This window comes from Microbacterium limosum, assembly GCF_036324365.1.
Lineage (GTDB): Bacteria > Actinomycetota > Actinomycetes > Actinomycetales > Microbacteriaceae > Microbacterium > Microbacterium limosum.
The window spans coordinates 2,728,230-2,739,925 of sequence record NZ_CP137080.1; the positions used below are offsets into that span (position 1 = coordinate 2,728,230).

The 11,696-nt window shown below is 68.3% G+C and carries 9 protein-coding genes; 4 read left to right on the plus strand and 5 right to left on the minus strand.

All coding sequences use genetic code 11. From position 1 onward, the window contains the following. The first annotated feature begins 199 nt into the window (after positions 1–199). The 3 genes from RYJ27_RS13160 to drmC all read left to right on the plus strand — a co-directional run bounded on the left by RYJ27_RS13160 (position 200) and on the right by drmC (position 3,470). A complete protein-coding gene (locus RYJ27_RS13160; RefSeq protein ID WP_330172064.1) occupies positions 200–544 on the plus strand; it encodes a MarR family transcriptional regulator in 345 nt (114 codons plus the stop codon). A gap of 261 nt (positions 545–805) precedes the next feature. Beyond that, positions 806–2,770, plus strand: coding sequence for a DUF1998 domain-containing protein (locus RYJ27_RS13165; RefSeq protein ID WP_330172065.1), 1,965 nt, complete (start codon positions 806–808; stop codon positions 2,768–2,770). Further along, positions 2,760–3,470, plus strand: a complete 711-nt coding sequence (gene drmC, locus RYJ27_RS13170; RefSeq protein ID WP_330170736.1) for a DISARM system phospholipase D-like protein DrmC — start codon at positions 2,760–2,762, stop codon at positions 3,468–3,470. Before RYJ27_RS13165 ends, drmC begins: the two co-directional genes overlap by 11 nt. 274 nt (positions 3,471–3,744) lie before the next feature. Here drmC and RYJ27_RS13175 read toward each other — a convergent pair whose 3' ends face one another. Continuing rightward, positions 3,745–4,077: an ArsR/SmtB family transcription factor gene (locus tag RYJ27_RS13175; RefSeq protein WP_045246029.1), complete on the minus strand. Its 333-nt coding sequence runs from the start codon at positions 4,075–4,077 to the stop codon at positions 3,745–3,747. 78 nt (positions 4,078–4,155) lie between these two features. Here RYJ27_RS13175 and RYJ27_RS13180 point away from each other — a divergent pair, with 78 nt between their 5' ends. After that, a complete protein-coding gene (locus RYJ27_RS13180) occupies positions 4,156–6,192 on the plus strand; it encodes a heavy metal translocating P-type ATPase (RefSeq protein ID WP_048809453.1) in 2,037 nt (678 codons plus the stop codon). A gap of 39 nt (positions 6,193–6,231) precedes the next feature. On the opposite strand, the gene RYJ27_RS13185 is transcribed toward RYJ27_RS13180, so the two are convergent. The 4 genes from RYJ27_RS13185 to lnt form a co-directional block, all read right to left on the minus strand. Further along, positions 6,232–6,627 carry a DUF4307 domain-containing protein gene (locus RYJ27_RS13185; protein ID WP_045246023.1) on the minus strand — a complete coding sequence of 132 codons (396 nt, stop codon included), beginning with the start codon at positions 6,625–6,627 and terminating at the stop codon, positions 6,232–6,234. Between the two features lie 10 nt (positions 6,628–6,637). Beyond that, positions 6,638–8,617, minus strand: coding sequence for a bifunctional copper resistance protein CopD/cytochrome c oxidase assembly protein (locus RYJ27_RS13190; RefSeq protein WP_045246025.1), 1,980 nt, complete (start codon positions 8,615–8,617; stop codon positions 6,638–6,640). Positions 8,618–8,746: 129 nt separating this feature from the next. Then, positions 8,747–9,763 (minus strand): c-type cytochrome biogenesis protein CcsB, encoded by a 1,017-nt coding sequence (ccsB, locus tag RYJ27_RS13195; RefSeq protein WP_045246027.1) that lies wholly within the window; start codon positions 9,761–9,763, stop codon positions 8,747–8,749. Between the two features lie 313 nt (positions 9,764–10,076). After that, entirely contained in the window at positions 10,077–11,696 is a 1,620-nt protein-coding gene (gene lnt, locus RYJ27_RS13200) for an apolipoprotein N-acyltransferase (protein WP_101305216.1), read from the minus strand.

The following is an 11,696-nucleotide window of genomic DNA, read 5'->3' on the forward strand; positions in this document are numbered from 1 at the left end:
TCACCTACGTTCCGCAGCTTCGACACGCGGTCCGAGTCCTTCGTGTTTGAGGCTTCTCGCACGCCGAAGGATGCGGGTAGTGAATGTGACATTTACGCTGGGGGCGTCAGCTACACAACACGCGCCACGCCGTTGGATTTCGCCCTGCGATGCTCCTCCTGCGCTGAGCGCCTCATGCGAAAATGAGGCGGTGGAGACCATGCCGAGCGAACAGAGCGAGGAGCTCTCGAAGCTTGCCTTCGGCAGCAACCACATGCTCGCGCTCATGGCCGAGATCGCGCGTTCTCCCGACGGGAAGTTCTCCACGCCGTCCGTGGCAGATGCCACGGGGCTGTCGACCAGTACGATCCACGCCTTGCTGAAGCGCCTCAAGCAGCTGGGACTTGTCCGGCGGACCGACGAGGTCACTCCTGAGCGGATCAGGATCTACCAGCGTGCGGTGCACCCGACATGGGACTACGCACTGCGACTCGAGGCCGAGGCTGACGCGCGCGCGGCCGGAACCTTCACGATCCAGTGGGAGCCAACGACGGCGGGGCGGTAGCTCGACCTGCTACCGAGCACCGGAATGCCTAATTGGTATGGCATCCTTCCTCTATGGGCGTCGTTGAGGATCGCTACGAATCGTTCTCGACCGCCGCGGAGGACCCCTACCTGGGCGCGCTCCTGGGAACGATCGAAGAGCCGGCGGGCGCCTCGACCGCAAACAGAGCCGGCCTGCTCACTCTCGCGTGGTGGGACCAGCATGGCACTGGACCAACCCGCGCTGAACTCATCGACGCCGTCTTCGAGATCGACGACTGGGATGCCGCGATCGCGGACCCGGCACGCACACTCCTCGAACGCCACGAGCAGGTCGACCTTCTCCAGCGCTGGCTCATCAGCTATTGGACCAGGCTCGGAACAATCTCGTTCATCCCCGGACACGACGACATCGTGGGAGCCGATCTGGAAACGCCGCGAGGTCGTCCCGACGATCCTCGAACCGCGCTTGCTCAACGTCGTCCGTCTGCACCTGGGGCCGCAGGTCGACGCGCTGCGGCCGTTCCCGTGGCAGCCCAAGAAGGGCGCGATGTCGACCGAGGGCTCGGACCTCGGCCTTCCCGCGCGGGTGTTCCCACAGTGGTTCCGATGCACTGGCTGCGACTACCTCGGCCCACTCACGCGATTCACTTACACGAACACCCATCCGTTCCGGCCCGACCTCGCCCAGTTCACTCACAAGCCCTGCCCTGGTCGCGGCGGTCGAGGACGCCGCGAGGGAAGCCCCGCCGTCCCTGCACAGCACCTGCTGACCTGCACCAACGGACATCTCGACGAGTTCCCCTACACGCTCTGGGTTCACCGGGGCCAGAGGTGCCCGAACGCTGAGAATCCCGACCTGAAGATGCGTGACGCCAACGTCGGCAAGAGCGTCGGCTCCACGATCATCTGCCAGTCGTGCAGCGCCACACGCGGCATGGCCGAGGCCCAAGGAGCGAAGGGGCGGCTCAAGCTGCCCCAGACGTGCCGGGGACGCCACCCTCACCTCGGCGCATTCTTCCCCGGCTGCAAGGCGCGGCCCGCGCTCATCATGATGGGAGCCTCGAACCTGTGGTTCCCCTCGACGCAGAGCATCATCGTCATGCCGCGCTCCGACGCCGAACAGAAGGAAGCACTCGCCGACCACCTTCGTGTCGAACTCGGCATCGACCAAATTCGGCAGTTCGCCGACCAGATCCCGGTCATCCGCGCACTGGCGGGCGCGCGCAACATCGACGTCACCGGACTCACCGACGACGACATCGCCATCGCCGTCGCGGACGTGCTTGCACCGCCCGAGTCCGAAGAAGACCGGGAGGAGCGCCGCGCCAACTGGGACCCGATCGAACTACTCATCCCCGAATGGCGCTACCTCCAGAAGCCGGCCTTGTTCCCCGAACAGCAGAACAACACCGGACTCATGGTCACCGAGATGCAGCGCGGCACAGAGCTGCACCCCCGCGTCAAGCGCGTCGTCGGCGTCAACCGGATGAAGCGGGTCAATGCCGTCCTCGGGTTCACGCGTCTCGACGAGATGGATCGCGTCAACGACGTCGCATCCCGCCTGGTCGACTTGACCCGCATCGGCAAGCCCACCTGGGTCCCCGCCACGGAAGACCGCGGCGAAGGCATCTTCCTGCAACTCGACCTCGACGCCGTCTCTCAGTGGGAACGGCACATCGAGACCACCCCGCTCTGGAACTCCCACCTCGAAGCCCACCGCCGGAACTTCGCCCGCCGCTTCTCCGAGACCGCCGCCACCATCAACCCCGACACCCGCCTGCCCGGGCCGCGCTACTGGCTCGTCCACACCCTGTCGCACATCCTCATCCGCGAGATGGCCATGTACTCAGGCTATGGTGCTGCCAGCCTGACCGAGCGCATCTACGCATGGCGGGACGAGCCCGGACGCGAGGCCGCGGCGGGACTGCTCATCTGCACGACCGCCTCCGACAGCGAAGGCACTCTCGGCGGACTGGTGGCCTTGTCGGAGCCGGAGCAGCTTCAGGGCATCGTGCTCTCGGCGGTTCGCCGGGCTTGGCGCTGTTCCTCTGACCCGGTCTGCGCCCAGCGCACGCCGTCGGACCCCGAGGACTTCCTTCATGGCGCCGCCTGCCACACCTGCTGCTTTGCCTCCGAAACCTCGTGTGAGAAGGCCAACCGCTTCCTCGACCGACGGTTCCTGCTCGACCTCCCGACCGCGAACGGACCGACCGTGCCAGGGTTCTTCGGCAACTATGGCCTCTGACCCGCTTGCCGAACTCGGCACCTTCCTCACCGCAACCGAGGCGGAGCGGCTCGCCCTGCAGTTCGAGACCGGCACGCCCGTCAGCGTCGCCGTCCGCGAGATCGCGATCAGCCGGCGCGAACAGGTGAAGGACCTGCTCGCCGCCTCCGGGTTTGGACCCGGCGACCGCGAACGTTCCACCAGTGTCCTGCGCGCGATCGCCGGCGCAAAGACCGTTCTGCGCGAGCTGACCCCGGTATGGACAATGCCCGGCAACGAAGCCAACACCGGCCACCTGACAAGCGAGTTCCACCGCATCGTCGGAGCAGCACGGCAGTCGGTTACGGCGGCGACCTATAACTTCCAGGACACGTCACAGATGTGGACGGCGCTGAAGGCAGCGTCCGAGCAGCCCGGCGTCGTCGTCACCGTCTACGTCGACGCCGCAGTCGCCGGCGCCTCGACGGTCAAGGCGCAGCTCCCACGAGCCACGGTGTACCGCTCTGCGCTCCTGCCGAACGGCAAGCAGGTCGTCAGCCACGCGAAGTTCATCGTGGTCGACCACGAGCTGCTCCTGATCACCAGTGCGAACTTCAGCTACTCCGCCGAGAACCGCAACGTCGAGTTCGGCATCCTCGTCCGCGATACTGCCCTCGCCACGTCGGTCGAGTCCGCCATGACGAGCAAGCATGGGTCGCTCTACGAGCTCATCAACGCCTGATCCGTCAACGCCACCAGAGGCACGAGATCGCCGATGTGTAGGTTCCCGCTCGAGATGGCGAGGAATGCCGCGATTCCACGGTAGTTGGCTGGGGTTTCGGGTTCAGGATTCCGCGAGTAGTGGCGGATTCTTACAAGAGCTCATGGCCGTCGCGGCGATCGGCTACACACCATGCAGCGTGTCCGAACCGGCAGCGACGCGCTCTCCCCGGCCGCAGCAGCGCCCCCCGACGTGAACGGGAATACTCTCGTCAATCGGGGAGCTCCGGCAGGCGTCATCCTCCGCCGGGCAGATGCTCGAGGTGCCCGATGGCCTCCTCGAGCAGTTCGGAGACGTGGTCGTCGAAGAGCGAGTAGTGGATGTGCCGGCCGTCGCGCGTGCCAAGGACCAGGCTCAGATGCCGCAGCAGCCGCAAATGGTTCGATGTGGTCGTCTGTCCGATGTGCAGCTGTTCGCTGAGGTCGGTCACGGTGCTCGGCTGAACACTCAGCGCGCTCAGAATGCGCAGCCGCACAGGTGACGCCAGTGCCTGCATGATCTCGGCGAGACGCTCAGCATCCGCTACGGACAGGGTGCCTGCTTCCCGACGCGTCTCAGTACCGGCCATGCTCACCATTGTGCCCTCCGACCACGATAATCATTCACAATTACAATATATCATGATCTTGTGATGTATCCTGGTCGCATGACTGCTTCTTCCCCGACGACTACCGCGCCCGCTGCGGAGACGCACGACCATTCCCACGGTTCGGCCCGGTGGGAGCTGTGGTTCGCGATCGCCGCGGGCGTGACCTACGCCGGCGGGATGATCGCCGAGTTCGCGTTGGGGCTGCCGATGGTCGGGTGGCCGTTGGTGTTCTTCCTCGCCACCTACTTCTTCGGTGGGTTCTTCACGTTCCGCACCGCGATCGCCTCGACGATGCGAGGGAAGTTCGAGGTCGACTTCCTCATGCTGGTGGCCGCGATCGGCGCCGCCCTCATCGGCCGGTGGGCGGAAGGGGCGGTGCTGCTGTTCCTGTTCAGCCTCGGCCACGCGCTCGAGGAATACGCCCTCAGCCGTGCCAGCAAGTCCATCGAGTCCCTGGCCGAGCTCGCTCCCCGCAGCGCCCTGGTGCGCCGCGGCGGGGACGAGCCGGTGGAGGTGCCGGTGGAGGAGATCGTCGTCGGGGACATCGTCGTCATCCGCCCGAACTCCCGCATTCCCTCAGACGGGTTCGTGATCTCCGGGGTGTCCGCGGTGGATCAGTCCGCGGTCACCGGGGAGTCGATTCCGGTGGAGAAGGAGCCGGTGGCCGACCCGGAGCGGGCGATGCGCACCGTCGACACCCTGCCCGCCGCCAACCGTGTGTTCGCCGGCACCGTGAACGGGTCCGGCGTGCTCGAGGTCGAGGTCACCGCGACCTCCGCGGACTCGACGCTCAGCAAGGTCGTCGAGCTCGTCCGCTCCGCCGACCAGGCCGCCTCCCCCACACAGCAGTTCATCGACCGGTTCCAGCGTTGGTACGTGCCCGCCGTGATCCTCGGGGTCGCCGTCACCCTCCTGATCTCCTGGCTCGCGTTCGCGCAACCGTTCCCCGACGCGTTCTACCTCGCCATGACCGTGCTCGTCGCCGCCAGCCCCTGCGCGCTCGCGATCGCAACCCCGGCCGCGGTGCTGGCAGGGGTCGCCCGTGCTGCGCGTGCCGGGGTGCTCGTCAAGGGCGGCGCCCCGCTCGAGACGCTCGGGCGGGTCAAGGCGATGGCGTTCGACAAGACCGGCACCCTGACCTGGGGTGCCCCCCGGGTGACGTCCGTCACCCCCGCCGCCGACGTGCCCGAGTCCGAGCTGATCCGCACTCTGGTCGCTGTCGAAGCGCTCAGCGATCACCCGCTGGCCGAGGCGATCGTCCGCGACCTCGAGCCCCGCGTCCCCCAGGCCGAGCGCCTCACCGCGACAGACCTGAACGCGGTCGTCGGGCGTGGCGTCACGGCGACGATCGACGGCGAGCGGGTCGACGTCGGCAACCTGCGCATGTTCGACGAGCAGCAACTCGCGCTGACCGGCACGCTCGCCGACGCGTACACGCAGGCGCGGGACTCCGGGCAGACGCTGATGATCATCCGCCGTGGCGACCGGTTCCTCGGCATCGTCGGCGTGATGGATGCGTCCCGCGCGGAGTCCGCCCAGGTGCTCAGCGCGCTCCGGGGCGCGAACGTGGGGCAGCTCGTGATGATCTCCGGCGACAACCAGCGCGTCGCCGACGCGGTCGGCCGGGAAGTCGGCGTCGACACCGCGATCGGCGAACTGCTCCCCGAGGACAAAGTCGCTCAGATCACCCGCCTCGCCGAAACCCACCGACCGATCGCGATGGTCGGCGACGGCGTCAACGACGCCCCCGCGATGGCCCGCGCCGACGTCGGCATCGCGATGGGCGCCGCCGGCTCCACCGTCGCGTTGGAAACCTGCGACATCGCGCTGATGAGCGACGACCTCGGCCGCGTCCCGTTCGCCGTGCGGCTCAGCCGCGCCACCAGCCGCATCATCCGGCAGAACCTCATCGCCAGCCTCGCGATCGTCGCGTTCCTCATCCTCGCCACCTTCCTCGGCCTGAACATCGGCGCGGTCGTACTCATCCACGAAGGCTCCACCCTGATCGTCGTCGGCAACGCACTCCGCCTGCTCAACTTCGAGCGCGGCAAAGAGCACCACGGCATCGACCACGAAGACAGGCCCACCGCTTGAGAGACTCAGCCGGCGCAGGCGACGGCCTCCCTTGCGCGGCTATGTGGCCCAGCAGGATTGCACGGTGCCGGTCGTTGCCTGCGCGACGGTCGGGATGGTCTCCACGAGTGCTCGTGTGATCTCCTCGGACGCGGGGTACTCGATGACCCGCCAACCGACGATGCCGAAGTCCTCATCCAATGCCTGCACCGCGCATGCGAACGACGTCCCAGCGGGTGGCGTGGCTTGGAAGGATACGGTCACGGTGCGCGCATCGACCAGCTCGTATCCGGTCTCGTCGAATCCGACGTCGTCGAGCGAGTTCGAGACAGTCAGCCACGAAAGCCCGGCGACAGACAGGATTGCCGCCGTCGCGACGGTGACCCAGAACACGCGGCGGCGGATGGGCCGCGGTCCCCGACCGTAGCGGTCGGCGAGCTCCTCTTTCGTCGTCACGTAGTGCGCCCTATCTGCGGCTGCGAGCATCGCGGTCGGCGAGCTCGGTGAGGCGTGCGTTGTAGGCCTCGAGCTCGGCTTCGCCGGTGCGGTCGGCGTGCCGGTCTCGCCGCTTGGTCTCGCGGTCGTCGCTGCGACTCCACTGAATCGCGACCGTGATCGCGAGGATCAGGGTGGGGATCTCACCGATCGACCACGCGATACCGCCGCCGGTGTACTGATCCTCGAGCGGTGTGACACCCCAGGTGCGACCCATCGACCCGAACCAGTCGGCGACCATCAGCCCCGACTGCATCATGATGGCGATGCCGAAGAACGCGTGCATCGCCATCACACCGATGAGCAGCAGCAGCCTGCCGGCGTAGGGAAGCCGCCACGGCACCGGGTCGATGCCGATCAGGGAGAGCGCGAACAGGTAGCCGGTGATGAGGAAGTGCGCGATCATCCACTGGTGGCCGAGGTGGTCGTACAGCGACCAGCGGAACAGGTCGGTGTAATAGAACACCCACAGTGAGCCGATGAACAGGGCGGCCGCGACGAACGGGTTCGTCAGGATGCGGGCGACGGGCGAATGCACCGCCCACAGGATCCACTCCCGCCCGCCGCGGGTGCCGTCGTCGCGTTTGCGGATCGCCCGGGCGGCGAGGGTCACCGGGGCGCCGGCGACCAGCAGCACCGGGATCGCCATCGTGAGCAGCATGTGCCCCACCATGTGCATGCTGAACAGGTAGTCCTGGTAGACGTTGACGACGCCGCCGGTGACCCAGACCAGCAGCACCATGCCGGCGACCCACATGATCGTGCGATACACAGGCCACGCGTCGCCGCGCCGGCGCAGCCGCCACACCCCGGCGAGATAGAAGAAGATCGCGAACCCGGCGAGCACCGCCCACAACATGTCCACGTTCCACGCGGTGACCCACCGTTCGATCGTGAGCTCCGGGGGCAGCGGGGCACCGGTGAGGCGTTCTGCCGGCGAGGGGATCTCGGGAAGCGGGGCCGGGTTCGGTGGCGGAGTGCGGGCCAGCGCTGCGGCGGCGCCGCTGGCCACACCCATCAGTGCCAGCTCGAACGCGATGAGCATCCAGAAAGGGCGGGATGCCGCGTCGGAGCTGCGCATCCTGCCGATCAGGCGGGTGCGGTACCACGCCCCGAAGAGGCCGAGGCCGACGAGCGCGACGACCTTGATGCCCAAGATCGCGCCATAGGGCGAGAGCAGATCGGACCACTCCTGCAGGCCGATGGCGGCGCGCACCGTGCCGGACACGGCGACGAGCACGAACGCGGCCAGAGCGATGCTCGAGTAGCGGGCGACGAGATCGGGGATGCGGCGACGGTCGAGGGCTGGACGGACGGCGATGAGCAGCAGGAGCCCGCCGAGCCACACCGCGGCGCCGATGATGTGCAGGATGAGCGCCATCATCGCCTCGTGGTGGAAGGCGTCATCGCCGGAGTGCCCCTGCGTGCCCATCGGCACGAGCGAGGCCACCGCCACCAGGGCGACCAGAAGCGTCCCGACCCAGGACCGCACGGCGAATGTCAGGACGGTGAGGGCGGCGCCGGCGACCGTCGTGATCAGCCATGTCCTGCCGACCTCGAGCTCGACGAGGAACCGGCCGAGCTGGGCACCGAACTGGGGGCCTGCGTCGATGGCCGGGTTGAACACGCTGAGAAGCGTGAGGAACCCGGTCGCGCCCGCGGCCACGGTGAACAGGGCTGCAGAGATCGACGCGGTATCGAGGGCGACGTCGAACTCGCGCTCACCGGCCCGCAGCGTGAACAAGGCGGTCACGAGCACACCGACCATGCCCGCGGCGGCGAGATTCACGACCAGTTTCGTGACCGGAAGCCCCCAGCGCACAACAGGGCCGGCGTCGCCGAGTGGGATCTGCGCAGCACCCCCACCGAACCACAACGCCCCGACCAAGGCGATGAGTGCGACCCCGCCGAGGATCGCAGGCCCTGCGACCCGCAAGACGCGAGGAGTCATTCCTGTCGCGGTCGGAGTGACCGCTGTCCGCGTTCAGTGGCATCCGCACCCGTGGTGGCGGGAATCGAGAGTATCGGGGTCATGTGCGTGCTTTCGGCTCGGGCAAGAGGGCGGGGCAGGGGTGCGGGGTCATGTGAGCCCGGAGTAGGAGTGGAGGCCCTGGAAGAACATGTTCACGATCGTGAAGTTGAACAGCACCGCGACGAACCCGATGATGGACAGCCAGGCGGAGCGGGTGCCGCGCCAGCCGCGGGTCGCGCGGGCGTGGATGTAGCCGGCGTAGAGCACCCAGATCACGAACGTCCACACCTCCTTGACATCGAAGCCCCAGTAGCGACCCCAGGAGTCGTTGGCCCAGATCGCGCCGGCGATCAGGGTGAACGTCCAGAACACGAACCCCACGATCGCGAACCGGTACGCGAGGGACTCGAGCACGTCGGCGGCGGGCAGAGTGCGCAGAAACCCAAGACCGTCGGCGCGGGCAGTGTCCGAGGATGCTCGGGTGCGGCGCTCCCGGCGGGCCTGCAGGAGCTGGGTGATGGAGATGCCGCAGGCGATCGCGAACAGGGCGGTGGCCAGGGACGCGACGAAGACGTGGATGACCAGCCACACGCTCTTGAGCGGATCCATCAGCGGAACGACCTCGACGTAGAACGAGACCGTCGCGCCACCCAGCAGCAGCACCACCATGCCGATCAGGAACGCACCGAGGAAGCGGAGGTCGTAGCGGCGCAGCACCAGCAGGTAGACGGCCACGATCAAGACCGTGCCGGTCAGCGCGAACTCGTACATGTTCGCCCACGGCACCCGCTCCGCGGCGATGCCGCGCAGGATGGTGCCGGCCAGGTGGAACAGGAACGCGAGGACCGTCAGCGACGTCCCGATCCGCGCCCACAGCAGCCGTTGACGCTGCGCGGGCGGCGTGCGAACACTGTCCACCGACCCACTCTGGGCGTTGTCCGTCTGCTGGCCCGCCCGTGCGGTAGCGCCGGCCAGGACCGGCTCCCGCTGCGGGACGCTGGCGGGGACGGAGCGCCCGGCCAGGTCGATGGTGTACGCGATGAACGCGAGCAGGTAGGTGGCGATCGCCGTCCACACCAGCAGCAGTGAGATGCCGTCGAGGGAGAGCGCGTCGGTTCCGGTCATGGCAGGGTCGTCCTCTTCGTCGTTGCGGTCAGGGGGTGCCCGCGAGCGGGGTGGCGCGGTAGATCCGTGCACATCGGTCAGCCCGCGTTCGCTTCCAGCCAGGCCAGCGAGTCCACGGCCGCGCTCAATGTTCCCGCCGTCAGCAGAGTGCGCCGGCTCACCCCGGCCCGGAATGCGCGGCTCTCCGCGGGCGTGGGCGCGCACCCACACTCCTCCGCCGTCAGGTCACCAGGAAGGGTGAGATCGCTGCCCGTCGCCAGCGTTCGCAGCGACCAGGCCAGTCGACCTCCGGCAGGCCTCATCCGTGGCGTGTTCATGGGTGCCTCCCCGGATCAGTCGAACGATCTGCGGCGGCCGCACGCGTGCGGGCACGGTGGGAGAACCCCGCCGCGGTGAGAGCGCCGGCGGCAGCGAGGACGATGAGAGCGGTGAGCCAGGGACCGAGGATCACCGCCGGGGTGAGTCCGGTGCGCAGCGGGACGGTGGTGATCGACGCGTCAACGGTGTCGACGCCGATGCTGTCGACGGTGGTGCCGTCCGGGGTGATGACCTGGCTGGTGCCCACCGTGGAGACGTTGACGACCGCGCGGCCGGTTTCGATGGCGCGCATCCGGGCGAACGCGAGCTGCTGCAGGTTCTCGTCGGTGCCGCGGAAGTCGGCGTTGTTGGTCTGGAACACGAACACCTCTGCGCCGGCGCGGGCACCGTCCCAGATCACGGCGTCGTAGATCACGTCGAAGCAGATCGCCAACCCCACCCCGACGTCGCCGACCTGCACGAGCGGCGGGTTGCTGCCGGGGGTGTATTCGCGTTGGATCAAGCCCACCAGGTCGGGGACGATCAGCTCGTAGAACCACCGGTCCGGCACGTACTCGCCGAACGGGACCGGGTTGACCTTGTCGTGCCACTGCCGGCCCGTGGGATCCGCGGTCCACAGCAGGGACGTGTTGAAGACATCGTCGCCGCGGGTGGTGGCGGCGTTCATCAGCAACGGCGCCCCGGCCGAGCGCACGACCCGGTCCAACGCCTCGGCGGCGGCGGGATCACTGAGCGGGTCGGCGTCGACGCCGCCCTCCGGCCAGGCCAGCAGATCCATCGGCTGCCCGTACAGCGGCACCGTGGCGGCGGTCTGCGCGGCCAGGACGTCGCCGGGCACCTTGTCGTCGAAGTACCCGGTGGGGCCGTTGCCCTGCACCCATCCCACGCGGAACTCCCCGGCCGGCGCGGTGGGGAACTGCGGCGCTATCACCAGGAGAGCGGCGACGCTCACAGCAGGGTGCAACCCGAGCATGAAGCGGATGCCGCCGGCGCGGATCCACTGCACCACAGAGGCGCACAGAATGACGATCAGCAGGGACAGGCCGGTCACGCTCGTCCACGACACGGCCTCCGCGAGCGGGCCGCCCACCTGGGTCATCCCGAGGCGCGCCCACGGGAACCCGGAGTACGGCCACGCACCCATCACCACCTCACGGGCCGTCCACAGAACCCCGATCAGCGGCGGTACCGCGAGCAGCTGCACGAGGCCGCGGGCCGGATAGCGGGCGGTCCACCGGTAGGCGAGCGCGATCGGCACCGCGCCCGCGCCGAACAGGACCGCTTCCAGCCCGGCGAGGGCAAGCCACGGCACCGGGCCGAGGAACTCCCCCACCCACACCAGATGGGTCGTGTAGAACACGGCGCCGAACACAGTGCCGACCAGCAGCGCCCCGCCGATGCTGCGGCCGATCAGGGCCACCAGGGCGACCGTGACACTCACGAACGTCAACGGCCACCACCCCACCGGTGCGGAGGCGAGATCCAGCAGCAGGCCGGCGGCCGCGGATGCCAGCACCGCCGCCCACACCGGCAGCGACCATGCCGCCACGGTGCGGCGCGGCGTCTCCTGCTCCGGCGCGGCGGCCGGGGCGGGTGTCGGCAAAGGCGTGCGCAT

Excerpts from the sequence above, each read along its gene's own strand:
- lnt (WP_101305216.1), bottom strand. The coding sequence starts at position 11,696 with ATGCGCACGCCTTTGCCGACACCCGCCCCGGCCGCCGCGCCGGAGCAG.
- drmC (WP_330170736.1), top strand. The coding sequence starts at position 2,760 with ATGGCCTCTGACCCGCTTGCCGAACTCGGCACCTTCCTCACCGCAACC.
- RYJ27_RS13175 (WP_045246029.1), bottom strand. The coding sequence starts at position 4,077 with ATGGCCGGTACTGAGACGCGTCGGGAAGCAGGCACCCTGTCCGTAGCG.
- RYJ27_RS13190 (WP_045246025.1), bottom strand. The coding sequence starts at position 8,617 with ATGACTCCTCGCGTCTTGCGGGTCGCAGGGCCTGCGATCCTCGGCGGG.
- ccsB (WP_045246027.1), bottom strand. The coding sequence starts at position 9,763 with ATGACCGGAACCGACGCGCTCTCCCTCGACGGCATCTCACTGCTGCTG.
- RYJ27_RS13160 (WP_330172064.1), top strand. The coding sequence starts at position 200 with ATGCCGAGCGAACAGAGCGAGGAGCTCTCGAAGCTTGCCTTCGGCAGC.
- RYJ27_RS13165 (WP_330172065.1), top strand. The coding sequence starts at position 806 with ATGCCGCGATCGCGGACCCGGCACGCACACTCCTCGAACGCCACGAGC.
- RYJ27_RS13180 (WP_048809453.1), top strand. The coding sequence starts at position 4,156 with ATGACTGCTTCTTCCCCGACGACTACCGCGCCCGCTGCGGAGACGCAC.